Origin of the sequence: Pseudorhodoferax sp. LjRoot39 (genome assembly GCF_964253035.1) — a bacterium.
GTDB lineage: Bacteria > Pseudomonadota > Gammaproteobacteria > Burkholderiales > Burkholderiaceae_C > Pseudorhodoferax.
The window spans coordinates 3,901,127-3,915,618 of the sequence record NZ_CAXUQL020000001.1; the positions used below are offsets into that span (position 1 = coordinate 3,901,127).

At 72.3% G+C, this 14,492-nt stretch carries 15 protein-coding genes; 2 read left to right on the plus strand and 13 right to left on the minus strand.

Features of this window, described 5'->3' with window-relative positions; all coding sequences use genetic code 11:
- Nucleotides 1-198: 198 nt before the first annotated feature.
- The 13 genes from ACSQ4M_RS18145 to ACSQ4M_RS18205 all read right to left on the minus strand — a co-directional run bounded on the left by ACSQ4M_RS18145 (nucleotide 199) and on the right by ACSQ4M_RS18205 (nucleotide 12,262).
- Nucleotides 199-363, minus strand: coding sequence for a hypothetical protein (locus tag ACSQ4M_RS18145; RefSeq protein WP_156473079.1), 165 nt, complete (start codon nucleotides 361-363; stop codon nucleotides 199-201).
- 12 nt (nucleotides 364-375) lie between these two features.
- A complete protein-coding gene (locus tag ACSQ4M_RS18150; protein ID WP_436190822.1) occupies nucleotides 376-1,347 on the minus strand; it encodes a CIS tube protein in 972 nt (323 codons plus the stop codon).
- Entirely contained in the window at nucleotides 1,347-1,826 is a 480-nt protein-coding gene (locus tag ACSQ4M_RS18155; protein ID WP_436190823.1) for a phage tail protein, read from the minus strand. Before ACSQ4M_RS18155 ends, ACSQ4M_RS18150 begins: the two co-directional genes overlap by 1 nt.
- Nucleotides 1,823-3,400 carry a phage tail protein gene (locus ACSQ4M_RS18160; RefSeq protein ID WP_436190824.1) on the minus strand — a complete coding sequence of 526 codons (1,578 nt, stop codon included), beginning with the start codon at nucleotides 3,398-3,400 and terminating at the stop codon, nucleotides 1,823-1,825. Before ACSQ4M_RS18160 ends, ACSQ4M_RS18155 begins: the two co-directional genes overlap by 4 nt.
- A 724-nt stretch (nucleotides 3,401-4,124) precedes the next feature.
- Complete coding sequence (locus ACSQ4M_RS18165) at nucleotides 4,125-4,568, minus strand: phage tail protein (RefSeq protein WP_436190825.1); 444 nt, start codon at nucleotides 4,566-4,568, stop codon at nucleotides 4,125-4,127.
- A gap of 10 nt (nucleotides 4,569-4,578) precedes the next feature.
- Nucleotides 4,579-6,351 carry a phage tail sheath subtilisin-like domain-containing protein gene (locus tag ACSQ4M_RS18170; protein ID WP_436190826.1) on the minus strand — a complete coding sequence of 591 codons (1,773 nt, stop codon included), beginning with the start codon at nucleotides 6,349-6,351 and terminating at the stop codon, nucleotides 4,579-4,581.
- A gap of 41 nt (nucleotides 6,352-6,392) precedes the next feature.
- Complete coding sequence (locus ACSQ4M_RS18175; protein ID WP_436190827.1) at nucleotides 6,393-7,196, minus strand: hypothetical protein; 804 nt, start codon at nucleotides 7,194-7,196, stop codon at nucleotides 6,393-6,395.
- The gene (locus ACSQ4M_RS18180; protein WP_436190828.1) at nucleotides 7,193-7,792 is read right to left on the minus strand and encodes a DUF4255 domain-containing protein; all 600 of its coding nucleotides are present in this window, start codon (nucleotides 7,790-7,792) and stop codon (nucleotides 7,193-7,195) included. Before ACSQ4M_RS18180 ends, ACSQ4M_RS18175 begins: the two co-directional genes overlap by 4 nt.
- 19 nt (nucleotides 7,793-7,811) lie before the next feature.
- On the minus strand, nucleotides 7,812-8,027 hold the full coding sequence (locus ACSQ4M_RS18185) for a hypothetical protein (RefSeq protein WP_436190829.1): 216 nt from the start codon (nucleotides 8,025-8,027) through the stop codon (nucleotides 7,812-7,814).
- A 210-nt stretch (nucleotides 8,028-8,237) separates the two neighbouring features.
- On the minus strand, nucleotides 8,238-9,212 hold the full coding sequence (locus ACSQ4M_RS18190; RefSeq protein WP_436190830.1) for a sigma 54-interacting transcriptional regulator: 975 nt from the start codon (nucleotides 9,210-9,212) through the stop codon (nucleotides 8,238-8,240).
- 138 nt (nucleotides 9,213-9,350) lie between these two features.
- Nucleotides 9,351-9,764, minus strand: coding sequence for a hypothetical protein (locus ACSQ4M_RS18195; protein WP_436190831.1), 414 nt, complete (start codon nucleotides 9,762-9,764; stop codon nucleotides 9,351-9,353).
- A gap of 103 nt (nucleotides 9,765-9,867) precedes the next feature.
- Nucleotides 9,868-10,821, minus strand: coding sequence for a CysB family HTH-type transcriptional regulator (locus tag ACSQ4M_RS18200; RefSeq protein WP_436190832.1), 954 nt, complete (start codon nucleotides 10,819-10,821; stop codon nucleotides 9,868-9,870).
- Nucleotides 10,822-11,053: 232 nt separating this feature from the next.
- Nucleotides 11,054-12,262, minus strand: coding sequence for an acyl-CoA dehydrogenase family protein (locus tag ACSQ4M_RS18205; protein WP_436190833.1), 1,209 nt, complete (start codon nucleotides 12,260-12,262; stop codon nucleotides 11,054-11,056).
- A 144-nt stretch (nucleotides 12,263-12,406) separates the two neighbouring features.
- Between ACSQ4M_RS18205 and ACSQ4M_RS18210 the strand changes: the two genes are divergently transcribed.
- Together ACSQ4M_RS18210 and ACSQ4M_RS18215 are read left to right on the plus strand one after the other, a co-directional pair.
- Complete coding sequence (locus ACSQ4M_RS18210; RefSeq protein WP_436190834.1) at nucleotides 12,407-13,510, plus strand: LLM class flavin-dependent oxidoreductase; 1,104 nt, start codon at nucleotides 12,407-12,409, stop codon at nucleotides 13,508-13,510.
- The gene (locus ACSQ4M_RS18215) at nucleotides 13,510-14,487 is read left to right on the plus strand and encodes a tripartite tricarboxylate transporter substrate-binding protein (RefSeq protein WP_436190835.1); all 978 of its coding nucleotides are present in this window, start codon (nucleotides 13,510-13,512) and stop codon (nucleotides 14,485-14,487) included. The genes ACSQ4M_RS18210 and ACSQ4M_RS18215 overlap by 1 nt, the downstream gene beginning before the upstream one ends.
- Nucleotides 14,488-14,492 lie beyond the last annotated feature (5 nt).

Sequence of the window (14,492 nt, forward strand, 5' to 3'; positions counted from 1 at the left end):
GCGCCCACGACGGGGTGCGGCGGGCTGCAGGCGTAGGCGCAGGCCGCCGCCCGGGCTCATGCCCGGGCAAGGACTGCAACGCCCGCATGCGGCCTGGCGTGCCCCGGCCCGCAGGGCGAGGCCCTGGGCGCGGCGATCATGGTGAAAGCAGGTGCTCATGGGGCCTCGCGTGGGTGTGAGCGGTTCGTTCATACGTTCTCATTGGTCGCACAAACGTGCTTCGCGCTCGGCGCGCACGCGCAGGGTCTGCTCGATCTGTTCGGCCAGCGCGGCGCCATCGGGCGCGGCGGCGGCCGGCGCCGGCGCTGCAGCCGGTGGCGTGGGGCTGATCTCGGCGCTGACTTCTTCGAAGGTGACGGCCATGCTCTGTGCTCCTCAACCGAACTGGATGCGGCCATGCAGGTCCGCCTGGACACCGACCTCGGCGCTCAGGCTGCCGCCGGCCTGCACCACCGCGCGGCCGCCCGGGCCGAAGGCCGCGCCGGCCACGGGCGGCGCCGGCAGCAGGCTGGCGCGAGCGGCGCCCAGGTCGACCGACACGCCGGGCGGCGCGATGGACAGGCCGGCGAAGGCCGGGCCGGCGGTGGCCGTGAGCGCGGCGCCCACGCTGAGGCCGGCGCCGGCACCGACCGACAGGCCCGCACCCGCGCCGAGCGACACGCCGGCCCCGGCCGAGAAGTCGGCCGCGGCCGACAGCGTCACGCTGCCGCCCACCGCAAGGCCCGCCTCGGCGCCGAAGCGCAGGCTGGCCGACGCATTGGCACCGGCGATGGCGCGCGCCGCGCGCGGGTCGCCCAGTGCGCTGGCCACGCTGGCGGCGCCGGCCCCCGGCGCGGCGCTGACCGGGTCGGCCGGCAGGCTGCGGTCCACCGTGGGGGACGGGCTCTTGTTGCTCTGGAACTCGACCTCCTGGCTGGCCAGCGTCAGCGCGATGGACGAGCGCAGCGGCACGCCTTCGGCCGAGAAGAAGTCCAGCGTCTCCTTGAACTGCTCGACCACGCCGCGGAAGCGGTAGCTGCCCCAGCCGAACTCGACCTTGGGCGCGAATTGCTTGCTGCCGTCCTTCGCCGGCTCCAGGAGGCCGCTGATGTGGGCCGTGACGTCGCGCACCGAGACGCCGGTCTCGGTGGTGTCGAACACCAGAGTCATGCTGAGCTTGCCGCTGCTCTTCTTGACGAACTGGCGTGCGCCGTTGTTGCCGTTGCGGTCGTCGAACTCGTTGCTGATGGTGTACTCGAGCGAGGCCGGGTTGAACTGCAGCTCGAACGGCGCACCGCCCGCGCCCGGGCCGTCCAGCACCTTGAAGGTGGCGGCGGCCACGGTGGGGGCGTCGGGCAGCCAGGCCATCACGCGGCTCCGTCGAACAGGCGCAGGCCTTCGTGCGCCAGGTGCAGCTCTTCGATGCCGACCTCGGAGCCCTTGGCATTGAGGTCGGCGGCCTTGAACTTGACCGGCAGGCAGCGGTCCAGGCCCCAGGTCAGGGCCGGCTTGCCGGCGCTGTCCTGCACCACGATCTCGGCCGACAGCCGGTAGGCGTAGGCGCCGCCGCCGACCAGCTGGAACCAGCGGAACAGGTCGCGTGAGCGCGTCATGCCGCGCTTGAGCACCACGGTGGCGAAGCTGACCTGGCCGGCCCGCTGGGTGGCGCCGTAGTTGGCGCCGCCCGCGCGGATGAGCTTGGGCTCCATGGTGGCCTCCAGGCCCGTGCACTCGGCGAAGGCGCCGCTGCAGACCTCGACCGCGCCGCCGCCGCCGCTGCCCGCGCGCTTGAACGTGACCGCGAAGCGGAACACGTGCAGGCCGATGAAGGCGGCATCGATGGTCATGGGGATTCCTCCGCCAACGCGTCGACGCTGGCCGCGTGGCCGAGCTGCAGCACCACCGTGATCTGCTCGATGGCCATGGCCGGGCGCACCTGCAGCACGGCGATGAGGCGGCCGGCGTCCAGGTCGGACTGGGTCATGGTGCTGCGGTCGCAGCGCACCGAGAAGGCCTGCGCGCGCGTCGCGCCGCCGAAGGCACCGGCCTGCCAGAACCCGGCCAGCAGCTCCTCCAGCGTGCCGCGCAGGCGCGCCCACAGGGCAGGGCCGTTGGGTTCGAAGACGGCCGTCTCGCCGGCGCGCTGCGCGGCCTGCAGCAGCGTGGCGAGCAGCCGGCTGGCGCCGCCGAAGCGCCAGGGGTCCAGCGCCGAGGCGCTCACGTCGGACTGCAGCGCCCAGCCTTCGGCCTGCTGGGCGAACAGGCACACGCGCCGGGCCAGCAGGGCCGAGGGGCTGTCCGGTGCCAGGCCCCAGGCCGGCACGGGCTCGGCGCCACCGACATCGCGCAGCAGCGCGAGCGAGCGGTCGCCGGCCACCGCGCGGTGCGTGCCCAGCGTGACCGCGCCCTGGGCGACGAGGCCGGCCAGGATGCCGTCGGCCGGCTCCAGGCCCTGCGGCAGGTCGCCGGCCGCGGCGCGGGTGCGCAGCCAGGGCCAGGCCAGCTGCGACAGCGCCTCGGCGGGGCGGCCCTGGGCGGTGTCTTCCGCGATGCCGTCGGCCAGCACGCCGGCCTGCTCCAGGTAGTTCAGAAAGTCGGCTTGCGCGTGCACGCCGGCAACGCTGCGCGTGCCGGCCTCGGGCAGCGGCAGCGCGGCCAGCAGCGTGGCGCTGCGCCGGTGCCGGGCCAGGAAGCCGCGAACGCCGTTCAGCGCCACGCGCCATTGCTGGTAGCCGGCTGCGTCCAGCCGCGGCGCGGGCACGCGCTGCAGCGCGGTGTCGGGCTCGGGCGTTTCCTCCACGTCGCAGGGCGCGAAGCCCTCGGGCAGCGGTGCGAGTGCGCGCGCGGTGTCCGGCGGTGGCGGCAGGCCGGCGCACAGGTCGGGCAGGTCGGGCAGCAGCAGCAGGCTGGCCTGCGGCAGGCCGTAGAGGTGCTGCAGGCCGTGCCAGCTGGCTGGCTCGTGCGGTGCGAACGGTGTGGCCGTGGGCAGCAGCCGGGCCAGGCGCGTGGCGCGCTGGGCTGCGCGCATGGCGCTGCTTTCCTGGCAGGGCCAGGGATCGCCCACGCGCACGACGATGGCGCGCCTGCCGCCGCGCGCGAAGAAGCTGCGCACGGCCGCGCCGAGGTAGCTGGCGCAGTGGCGCGTGCCGTCCACGTCCACGGGCCGGGCGTTCCAGTCGTAGAAGCGGTCGAACAGGTGCCAGCTGTCCAGCGCCAGCGGAAGGTCCAGCAGGTCTTCGATCTGCGCGGGCGGGCGTGCCCAGGGGCCGCTCACCCAGCCGCCCGCGTCCAACTGCGCGCGCAGCGCATCGGGCAGCGGCCGGCCGGCGCGCCGGCCGACGTAGCCGACGAAGCAGGCCACGTCCGAGCGGTACAGGTCGGCGGGTGCGCTCGGCGCGACGGGTTCGAAGACCAGACCCATGTCAGTCCCCTGGTTTCCGTGCCATGGCCGAGCGCAGCGATGGCCCGGATCGGTTCCCGCTTCCCGGGGCCCCTGTGCCCACGCCGAGGAGCGCAGTGGCCTGGGCTGCGCGGGGAACCTCGCGCTTTGTGAACTGACTCATTGCACTTGTTCGAGCGTAGTGAACGCAGTGAACGGTGCGAGTTGTGCAATGCGCCCAGGCCGCGAGCACCGCAGGTTGCCCGGAGCGCCAGCGCAGGGTCGTGGGCACCGGGGTCGCCTTCTCTTTGGTTACTTTCTCTTGGCGAAACAAGAGAAAGTGACTGCACTGCCGGGGGCAATCCCGGCCTCTGGTGCCAGCAAATGACACTACGTCTGATCGAAGTGAGGAGGTGGGGGCTTCTCCCCCACACCCCGACCTACTTTTCTTGTCTCGCCAAGAAAAGTAGGCAAAAGAAGGCGACCCCGGTGCCCCTGTCCCTCCGCTAGCGCTCCGGGCAACCTGCGGTGCTCGCGCCATGGGCTGCATTGCGCAACTCGCACCGTTCACTTCGTTCACTACGCTCGAACAAGCGCAATGAGTCAGATGTTGAAGCGCGAGGTTCCCCGCGCAGCCCATGGCACTGCGCTCCTCGGCAGGGGCACAGGGGGAAGTCCCACACGGGCCATCGCTGCGCTCGGCCGCGGGCTCGGGCCGTCGCTGCGCTTGGCCTGGGGGCGATGCAGGGTGTGTTCGCATGGGGACTCAGGCGCTGTACTCGAGCGCTTCGGCGGACAGCACGACCTCTTCCATCGCGACATCCCCGCCACCCTTGCCGGCCAGCGTGGGCCCCGTGTACTTCATCGGGATCACGCCGCGCAGAACCCAGGACTGCACGGGCTTCTGCGCCTCGTCGAGCAGCGTGATGGTCACGCTGCGCTGGGCCGCCGGGCCCTGCACGCGGGCGCTGCCGATCCAGTCGAACAGGGTCTTGGAGTTCAGGATGCCGCGCTTGAGCGTGACGTCGGACACCTTGTGCACGCCAGCGACCTTGCGCACATGGTTTTCCTTGTCGTTGCCGAAGCGGTACTCGGCCACCGTGAGCTCGGTGCCGATGCCCGAGACATCGGAGAAGCCGCCGAAGACCTCGCCGCCGTCGAAGTTGACGATGAAGTTGAAGGCGCCGTAGGGCGTGGTGCGGTTTGCCATGCTGCTCTCCTCAGGCCGCATCCGCGGTCATCTGGCCGATGCGGAAGATCACGAACTCGGCCGGCTTGATGATGGCCACGCCGATCAGGCAGACCAGGCGGCCGTTGTCCAGGTCGTTCTGGGTCATGACGCTGCGGTCGCAGCGCACGAAGTAGGCCTGCTCTGCCGTGGCGCCCAGCAGCGCGCCGTTGCGCCACTCGTTGTAGAGGAAGTCGGAGATCGTCTGGCGCACGTTGGCCCACAGGCGCTCGCCGTTGGGCTCGAACACGGCCCACTGCGTGCCGCGGTCGATCGAGGATTCCAGGTAGTTGAAGTAGCGCCGGTCCGACACGTACTTCCACTCCGGATCGCTGGACACCAGGCGCGCGCCCCAGACCCGGTAGCCGCGCCCGGAAAGGTAGCGCAGGCAGTTCACGCCCAGCGGGTTGAGCAGCTCCTGCTGGGCGAAGTTGATGTCGAGCTCGAAGCGCAACGCGCCCGTCACGACCTCGTTGGCCGGCGCCTTGTGCACGCCGCGCTGCACGTCGTTGCGCGCGTAGATGCCGGTCACGAAACCCGAGGGCGGCAGCGCGATCTCGCGCGGGATGTCGTCGCGGCCCGCCCGGGCCAGCGGGTTGGCCACCACCACCCAGGGGTAGTAGAGCGCCGCACGGGTGGAGTCGACACGGCCGCGCGCGATGCGCATGTCGCCGGGCGTCTGGCGCGGCGCGCAGTCGAGCACGGCGATGCGGTAGGCACGGCGGCGTTCGGCGTGCGCGATCAGCGCGTTCTGCACGGCCGGGCCTTCGGCGTAGGCGCTGCTGCCGGGCGCGGCGACGATGGACACGTCTTCCAGGCCCGACAGCAGGGCCAGCGCGGCAGCGTAGCTGCCCTCCGTGGTCTCCGCGCCCAGGGTGGGGGCATTGCCGTCGCTGCCGCCAGCCAGGGTGAGCAGGCGGCGGCCCTCGGTGTCGCCGGCCACGGCGGGCAGCGCGCGCACGGCGGCCAGCAGTTCGAAGGCGTCCACGCCGGTGCCGACATCGGCCATGACCAGGTTGGTGAGCGCCTCGGCCCGGCTGCCGGGGGTCTGCGCCAGCACCGTGCCCAGCCAGCGCGGGTGGGCGCGCGCCAGGCCCAGGTCTTCCCAGGTCTGGGCGCCGCCGTCGGCGTCGACCACGTCCAGCGCCAGCGTCAACAGGGCGGCCGTGGCGCCGTCGCCACCGGGCACGTCGGCCGGGCCCAGCCCGGCGAGGTCGAGCGCGGTGGCGTCCGATTCGGCCCAGGCGCTGCCGCTGCCCTGGTAGAGCGTTTCGGTGTCGGCCACCGTGACGGCGAGCAGGCTGCCGGCCGGCGCCGTGGCCATGGTGCGCAGCGTGGCCGGGCGCTGGGCGACGCGGAACAGCACGCGGCCATTGCCGGCTGCGCCCGGAAAGCGCGCGCGCATGACCACGCTGGCGGCCGCATCGGCGCCCGTCAGCAGCGCGCCGGAGGCCGGCTGCGCGCCGCCGACCGTGCGCACCACGTACAGCCGCGAGCCGCCGTTGTCGAAGTAGGCGCGCACGGCATGGGCGACGTAGTTGAGGTTGCGCGTGGCGTCCGCCAGGTCGGCCAGACCCAGGTTTTCCAAACTGCCGTAGATGTGCTCGAAGTCGGTCAGGCTGGTGACCAGCTCGGGCACGCCGGCCACCGGCCCGCGCCGCGTGGGACCGACGAAGGCCGTGGTGCTGGTGCCCACGCCCTCGATGGATTTGGCGCGGAAGCTGGTCTCTTCCACGTAGACGCCGGGTGCCAGGTATTCGGGCATGGCCTAACTCCTTTCATGCAGACGGGAAGCTCGCGCGGCTGTCATGGCACGGCGAGCACGAGGGACAGGGACAGGCTGCGGCCCGCTGCGAGCGCCACGGCCTGCGTGGCGTTCGGCAGCGTGGCGGCGCGGGCTTCGAGCAGATCGGGGTCGACCAGTGGCAGCACAGCGGGCGCGCGGCCGGCCTGTACAACGGCCAGCGGCGTGCGCAGGCCGGCTTCAGGATCGAACACCCATTGCAGTTCGGCCGCCAGTTCGCTGACGACCACGGCGTCCGGATCGTCCGACCAGGTCGTGACGGGCACGCCAGGCACCGGCACCAGGGCCTCGCCGCGCCAGTCGGACAGGCCGCGCGCCAGCACGCGGCCATCGGCGCGCACCAGCAGCAGTGCGCCGCCCAGCGCATCGCCGCTGGCCTGCGCGTGCAGGCTGGCGCGCAGCAGCGACCAGTTGGCGCCGGTGGGGGCGGCGGCGGCGGGGTAGAGCGCGAGTTCGATGGGTGCGAACAGGCCGTCGGGCTGGCCGGGAACGGGGTCGCGCGGCAGGGCCAGGGTCGTGCTGCGCGGCAGGTAGCGGCCCAGCGGGTCGTGCACGCGGAGCGGCAATTCGACGCTGCCGATCGCGGGCGCCGCTGGCGGCAGTGCGAAGGCGGCTTCGTGCGCGGCCAGCGCATCGGCGCGCACGATCACGTACAGGCCGCTGCGGTTGCGCCGCACGCTGCCGCCAGCCAGCTGCAGTTGCAGCGGTGTGTCGATCTGCGTGCGCGTGACGGCGTCGATGCAGCGCACGGCGCCCAGCACGCGTGTTTCCACGCGTTCCAGTTCGCGCAGCGCCAGCGTGCTCACGACGGCGTCCCCGCTGCGATGGCGCTGCCGTAGGCCAGGCGCGTGGCGACGACCGGTGCGGCGTCGAGCAGGCCATCGGGATCCAGCCGCACACGGCGCGCGATGTAGGAGACCGACAGCCGGTAGGGCGGCTCCAGCGCGTCCCAGATGCGCATCATGTCTTCGGTGGACAGCTCGGACGGGATGATCTGCACCACCTCGTCGGCGCCCCAGCCGGCCTCGGGCGACAGCGCCGACGCGTCCAGGATGGGGTGCTGGTAGAGCTGGCGCATGGCCCAGGCCATGGGCAGCAGCTCGTCCTGCGGGTTGCCGGCCCAGGCCGTCAGCAGCAGGTGCACATCCAGGCCCAGCGGCGGTTGCTGCTCGGGCGACATGCGGTCGGGCCGGGCCTGGCGCAGGTGCTCGTTGACGGTCAGTCGGTAGCAGTACAGCGTGAGCCGCGTGGCGTCGTCCTGCGGCACGGCGAGTTCGCCCGAGGACAGCAGCGCGAAGTCGCACTCGGGCATGGCCTGGCCAGCCACCTCGGCCGGGTAGGTGTTGCGCAGGTAGGTCACGAGGGACTGCCCCACCGAGTGGATCGCCTGGATGTTGGCCATGGTTGTCGCGTCATGTCGTTCAATGCCTGCCCGACGGGGAGCGTGGTGCGCGGTAGATCGCGCCGTGGCCCGGCAACGGCACCCGCTCGATCCGGCCCTGCTGCAGCAGCGCAGACAGCGCCTGCTGCAGTTCCTGCGCCGTGACCAGCACCCCGGCCTTGCCCAGCCACCACTGCGCGATGCCGTCCTCGGAATCGGCCGCGAACGGGTGGCGCGCGAGGTAGTCCAGGATCACCTGTTGCGCCTGCCGCCACGCTGGTTCCGCCGGATCGTGCAATCACACCCCCCAGTCCATCTGACCATGCCATTGCGAACGCCGTGCCAGCCCGCAGGCCGCACGCAAGTGATTGATGGGATTGGCGTTCTTGCCGCACGCCGGGGGCAGGTGGGTCGCTGGCGACCCGGCGCGGCGGACCCGCTGGGTCGGCCGCCGCCCCGGTTGCTGCTACAGGCCGTGCTTCTTGAGCAGCTTGCCCAGCGCGCGCCGCTCCTTGCCGGCCAGCCGGGCGGCGTGGGTCACGTTGCCCTGGGTCTGCTGCATCAGGGCCTGCAGGTAGTCGCGCTCGAACTGCAGCAGCGACTCCTCGCGCGCATCGTGGAAGCTGCGCAGCGCGCCAGGGGCCACGCTGGCTGGTGTGACCACGGTCACCCGCGTGAGTGCCGGCTGGGGCGACAGCTCCAGCGTGTCGCCATCGGACAACATCAGCGCGCGCTGCACGCGGTTGTCGAGCTCGCGCACATTGCCGGGCCAGGCGTGGCAGGCCATCCAGTCCAGGCTGGCGGCGGTCAGCCGGCGCGGCGCCAGCGCATGCTGGCGCTGGTGCTCGACCAGGAAGTGCTCGGCCAGCAGCTGGGCGTCGCCCGGGCGTTCGCGCAGCGGCGGCAGCTCCAGCAGCAGCACATTGAGGCGGAACACCAGGTCGTCGCGGAAGTGGTGGCCGTCCAGCAGCGCGTCCAGCCGCGGGCTGGCGGCCGCGACGATGCGCACGTTGCCGCTGCACTCGCGCGCGCCGCCGACCGGGCGGTAGCGCTGGTCCTGCAGGAAGCGCAGCAGGGCGACCTGGGCGCGCGGCGGCAGCGCGTCGAGCTCGTCCAGGAACAGCGTGCCGCCTTCGGCCGCGGCCACCAGGCCGGTGCGGGCCTGGCGCGCGTCGGTGAAGGCGCCGCGCTCGCAGCCGAACAGCTCGGTCTCGACCAGCGTCTCGGGCAGTGCGCCGCAGTTGACGGGAACGAAGGGCCCGTGCTGGCGCGCCGAACGGTAGTGGATGGCACGCGCCGCCAGTTCCTTGCCGGTGCCGGTTTCGCCCCGGATCAGCACCGGCGCGTCGAAGCGGGCCATGCGCTCGATCAGCTGCAAGGCCTGCAGGAAGGCGGGCGAACGACCGATCAGGCGTGGCGCGGCAAGGCTGGCTGGCTGCATGGATCTTCCCGGTGGTGGGCGATCCCTGAGCCTAGCGCCGCCGGCCCCTGCCGGGCAAGTCGCAGGCCCCGCTGCCGGCGCGGCAGCGGGGCCTTTTTCGGCTGGATGGTGGATGACTCCAGTCACCCACCGAGCGGGTCAGCTGGCGCTCTTGTCCTTGAGCTTCTCGCCGCCGCGGCGGATGGCATCGCCGCTGCGTTCCATGCCGTTGCCCACGGCTTCGCCGGTGCGTTGGGCGCCATGCTTGATGGCCTCGCCCGTACGGTGCGCGCCGCGCTTGATGGCGGCGCCGGCATTGTGCGCGCCTTCCTTGATGTTCTGCTCCGCGCGGGCGGCCGGACCGGGCTGCGGGTTGCGCGGGTCGGCGCTGCGGTAAGCCGGCTGCGCGTCGCGCGCGGCTGGGGCCATGTCGGTGTTGCCGTTGCGGTAGTTCTGCAGGGCCTGGTCCATGCGCTGTTCGCGTGTGGTGTCCTGCGCCTGGGCCGTGGGCAGCAGGCCGGCGAGGGCGATGGCGGTGGCGGCGATCAGGCCCAGGTGGCGGGGAGTCTTCATGGTGCAATCCGTTGTCGTTGGGATGGCACAAGCGTAAACAGGGGCCGCCACCGGCGCAGTCGGCTGGCCGCGCGCGCTGGCGTGGGCCTGCGACTACGTGGCGTCAGATCTCGTAGCCCTCGGCTGTCGCGCGATCCTTGTCGGCCACCATGGCCTGGTCGACCACGCTGCGCTGCAGCGTCGGTGCGAAGGACTCGATCAGCGCGTAGACGTAGGCCCGCAGGTAGCTGCCGCGGCGCAAGGCCAGCTTGGTCAGGTTGATGCCGAACAGCGCGCCCGCGTCGATGGCGCGCAACTGGGTGTCGCGCTCGGCCTCGAAGGCGATGGAGGCGACGATGCCCACGCCCATGCCGAGTTCCACATAGGTCTTGATCACGTCGGCGTCCATCGCACTCAGCACGATGCGCGGCTCGATGCGCTGCTTGGCGAAGGCCTGGTCGATGTGGCCGCGGCCCGTGAAGCCCGCGCCGTAGGTGATCAGCGGATAGCGCGCCAGCTTCTCCAGGCTGAGCGGGCCGTCCAGCAGCGGGTGGTTGGGCGGCACGATGATGGAGTGGGTCCAGCGGTAGCAGGGCAGGGCCACGAGGTCGGCGTACTGGGCCAGCGCCTCGGTCGCGATGCCGATGTCGGCCTCGCCCGACAGCAGCATCTCGGCCACCTGGCGCGGCGAGCCCTGGTGCAGGTGCAGCCTGACGTTGGGGAACTGCAGCCGGAACTCCTGCACCGCCGTGGGCAGCGCATAGCGGGCCTGGGTGTGCGTGGCCGCAATCGAGAGCGAGCCGCTTTGCTGCGCCACGAACTCCTGGCCCGCGGTGCGCAGGTTGTGGCTGCCTTGCAGGATGTTCTCGATGATGGGCAGCACATGGGCGCCGGGCTCGGTCAGCCCTGTGAGCCGCTTGCCGGCACGCACGAACAGGTCGATGCCCAGCTCTTCCTCCAGCTCGCGGATCTGCCGGCTCACGCCGGGTTGCGAGGTGTGCAGGGTGTGGGCCACTTCGGTGAGGTTGAAGCCGCAGCGCACGGTTTCGCGCACGGATCTCAATTGCTGGAAGTTCATCGTGCCGCATTGTTCGGGGCGACACACAAATCTCAAACGATTGATTCGTAGGTTCTATATGGCCAAAACATCGCTGGAAAAAAAGCCCCATGCCGGCCGGCATGGGGCCCAAATCCCCTTCCAAGGGAGCAGTCGCTGAAAGGCGCGACGCAGCCACTGTAGGCGCGGCGCAGCAGGGGGCCAAGGAAGCTTCGCGCGCTTGCTTATGCGTCCAGCGCGCAGTGGATGGAGGCTAAAGGCCCAGCGCGCGCCGCCCGGCCGCGGCCAGCACGGCATCGCTCTGCGGCGCGTGCACGCGGCCGCACAGCACGTCGCGCAAGTGGCGCTGCAACGGGTTGTGGCGCGTGAGGCCATGGTTGCCGCAGAGCTTGAGCGCGCGTTCCACGGCCTCGATGGACTGGGCCGTCACGCTGTGCTTGAGCAGGCCGCTGTCGGCCACCGCAGGCGGCTCGCCGCAGTCCACCGCGGCCACGGCATCGTCGAGCTGCACGCGGTTGCTGCGCAGCAGGGCCTCGATCTCGCCCAGCGCCTCGTGCGTGCGCGGCAGGCTGGCCAGCGGCGCGCCCAGGCTGCCCGGTGCACGCTCGCGCAGAAAGCCCAGCAACCAGTCGCGCGCGGCGCGCGCCACGGCGTCGTAGAGCGCGCCCAGCAGCACCGCCATCCAGGCCTGGTGCAGCGCCTGGGCCTGCTGCTCGGCCGGGCTGCCGGCGCCGGGCGCCCAGTCGGCCGGGGCACGCAGGTCGACGGCGTTCTCCAGCGGCAGCGGCACGTCGTCGAACACCGCCTCATGGCTGCCCGAGGCGCGCAGGCCCAGGTGGTCCCAGCTGCGCTCGATGCGGATGCCGGTCGCCTCGCGCGGGACCAGGAACACGCCCGTGCGCGGCTGGGCCTCGTCGGTGCGGCCCCAGACGGCCAGCCAGTGCAGGCCCTCGATGCCGGTGCAGTACAGCTTGTGGCCCGACAGCCGCCAGCCGTCGTTTGTGCGGCGCGCCACGGTGCCGGGCAGGCCGCCGCGGCTGGGCGAGCCCAGCAGCGGCTCCACACGCAGTGCGTTGATGAGCGCGCCGTCGCGCACGGCATCGCGCGCCACGCGTTCGCGCAGTGCCAGCGGCCAGCGGCTGCCCTCGTGCGCGAGCGCCAGGTGCTGCAGGTAGGTCATGGTGAGGATCAGCGCCGTGGCTGGCTCGGCATGGGCCAGTGCGGCGACCACGCGGCGGGCCTCGGCCAGGCCGGCGCCCGCGCCGCCCCAGGTCTTGGGCACCACCAGCGCGACCAGGCCAGCCGCGTGCAGCGCCGCGAAGTTGGCCTGCGGAAACGCGCCGCTGGCGTCCAGCTCGGCCGCACCGGCGGCCAGCTGGGCCGTGAGGCGGGCCAGCACGGCGGGATGCAGGCCGGCAACGGCGGGTGCGCTGGGCAGGCGGTAGAGCAGGGGGGCGTTCATGGAGAGGGCTGATCGTGGGGACCGGCCGAGGCTATCGGCCTGGCCCCTCTGCCCAAACTTGCGGGCTGCATATGCATGCTTGCTTTTCTTCGTTTGGATTGCGTGCTCGGCTGGCTACTGTCGCGCCGATCAACCGGAGTCAACATGAGCCAAGTCGAATTCATCGGCATGATCCAGAGCCAGAAGGTCTCGGAGATCCACGCCGCCCAGGGCCCCGCCGTCGACCGCGACTACGTGCGCGCGTTCGCCCAGGCCCACGAGGCCGCAGGCTTCGACCGCATCCTGGTGCCCCACCATTCCACCGGCCCCGACGCCACGCTGACGGTGGCCTACGCGGCCTCGGTCACCGAGCGCATCGGCTTCATGCTGGCGCACCGGCCCGGCTTCGTGGCGCCCACGCTGGCGGCGCGGCAGTTCGCCTCGCTGGACCAGTTCAGCGGCGGCCGGCTGGCCGTGCACTACATCTCGGGCGGTTCCGACGACGAGCAAAAGCGCGACGGCGACTGGCTGGACCACGACCAGCGCTACGCCCGCACCGACGAGTACCTGGAGGTGCTGCACAAGGTCTGGACGGCGGACAAGCCGTTCGACCATGAGGGCGCGCATTACCGCGCGCGCAACGCGTTCTCCGAGGTCAAGCCGGTGCAGACGCGCAACGGCCAACCGCACGTGCCGGTGTATTTCGGCGGCGCATCCGAGGCGGCGATCCCCGTGGCCGGCAAGTACGCCGATGTCTACGCGCTGTGGGGCGAGTCCCTCGACCAGGCGCGCGAGCTGACCACGCGCGTGCGCGCCGAGGCGGCCAGGCACGGCCGCAGCGTGCGCTTCTCGGTCTCGTTCCGGCCCATCCTGGCCGAGACCGAGGAGAGGGCCTGGGCCCGCGCCGAAGCCATCCTGGCCGAGACGCGCCGGCTGCGCGTGGTGCAGGGCTTCGGCCGCGGCGGGCCGCAGCAGAGCGAGGGCGCGCGCCGCCTGCTGGCCGCGGCCGGGCAGGGCGTGCGCGTGGACAAGCGGCTGTGGACCGCGATCGCGCAGGAGACCGGCGCGCGCTCCAACAGCACGGCCCTGGTCGGCACGCCCGAGCAGGTGGCCGATGCGCTGCTGGACTATTACGACCTGGGCGTGAGCACCTTCCTGGTCCGCGGCTTCGACCCGCTGGAGGATGCGAGCGACTACGGCCGGGCCTTGATCCCGCTGACGCGCGCACTCGTCGCGCAGCGCATCGCCAACCGCCGCGAGGCCGCGTGATGCGCAGGCTCCAACGCATCGCGCTCGGCCTTCTCGGTGCCGCCAGCCTGCTTGCCGCACCGCTGGCCCAGGCCCAGGCCTGGCCCAGCAAGCCGCTCAAGCTCATCGTGCCGTTCCCGCCCGGCGGCGCGGCCGACACCATCGGCCGCTACTACGCCGAGCAGCTCGCGCACGCGCTGGGCCAGGCCGTGGTGGTGGACAACAAGCCTGGCGCGGGCACGGCGATCGCGGCCGAGGCCGCCGCGCGCTCGGCGCCCGATGGCTACACCTTGTCGCTGGCCACCAGCGGCCAGCTGACCATCCTGCCGCACCTGCAGGCCAACCTGCGCTTCGACCCGCTCAAGGACTTCACGCCGGTCTCGCTGCTGGCGTCCGTGCCCAACGTGGTCGCGGTCAATGCCAAGTTTCCTGCCGACTCGGTGGCCGCGCTGGTGGCCGCTGCCAAGGCGCAGCCGGGCAAGCTCAGCTACAGCTCCTGCGGCAGCGGCACGCTGTGCCACCTGAGCGGCGAGCTGTTCAAGGGCCTGACCGGCGCCGACCTGCTGCACGTGCCCTACAAGGGCAGCGCGCCCGCGGTGGCGGCCGTGCTGGGCGGCGAGGTGCAGGTGGCGGTCGACACACTGACCATCCTGGCGCCGCAGATCCAGGCCGGCAAGCTGCGCGGCCTGGTGCTCACCGCCGCCCAGCGCTCGCCGCTGCTGCCGGGCGTGCCGAGCGCGCCCGAGGCCGGCCTGCCCGAGTTCGCCACCTCCGGCTGGTTCGGCATCGTGCTGCCCGCCGGGGCGCCCGCGCCGGTGGTCGAACGCCTGCAGCGCGAGATCGCGACCATCGCGCGCGCGCCCAAGACCGTGCGCGAACTGGAAGCCAAGGGCATCACGGTGGAGCACAACCAGCCCGCCGCGTTCGCCGAGCTGATCCGGGTGGACCATGGCCGCTGGGGCCGTGTCATCAGGGACAGCGATGTGCGCATCGAATGAACTCC